The organism is Thiolapillus sp. (assembly GCF_048562965.1).
In the GTDB taxonomy this organism is placed as follows: Bacteria; Pseudomonadota; Gammaproteobacteria; order Chromatiales; family Chromatiaceae; genus Thiolapillus; species Thiolapillus brandeum_A.
The window spans coordinates 1-615 of the sequence record NZ_JBHNMF010001467.1; the positions used below are offsets into that span (position 1 = coordinate 1).

At 57.9% G+C, this 615-nt stretch carries 1 protein-coding gene; it reads left to right on the forward strand.

The window, feature by feature from the left end:
* Positions 1-172: 172 nt before the first annotated feature.
* Positions 173-615 (forward strand): hypothetical protein (locus ACOCD2_RS24975; RefSeq protein ID WP_419587646.1); only part of this gene is annotated, 443 nt, incomplete at its 3' end.

Consider the following 615-nt stretch of genomic DNA (forward strand, 5'->3'; position numbering starts at 1 on the left):
CCCTCTGGCGCTATGCGCACGACGGGTAAGCACGGCTACTGGGGGCTACCAGCCGGGGGCTACCAGCCTTCGCTTCGCTCTCCATGGCTGGCAGCGGTTTATGATCTATCGGGACTTGACATTGGGGCTGTCTCGACAGTTTGCCCGATTGATCAAGTGTGTCTTCGGCCTCGTGATAGATTTTGGGACATCCCAGTCCCCAAAATCGACTCGGCCTTTGACAACCTATTGGTGCCCCAGCCGTCCTGGTCACCAAGCACTACGCAACAACTTCGCAAGCTCGTTGCTGCTCCGTACTTGGCTCCCATATGACTGGACGCCGCGTTCGGAGGCCTACTTTGCTTCCCCTCTGGCGCTATGCGCACGACGGGTAAGCACGGCTACTGGGGGCTACCAGCCGGGGGCTACCAGCCTTCGCTTCGCTCTCCATGGCTGGCAGCGGTTTATGATCTATCGGGACTTGACATTGGGGCTGTCTCGACAGTTTGCCCGATTGATCAAGTGTGTCTTCGGCCTCGTGATAGATTTTGGGACATCCCAGTCCCCAAAATCGACTCGGCCTTTGACAACCTATTGGTGCCCCAGCCGTCCTGGTCACCAAGCACTACGCAACAA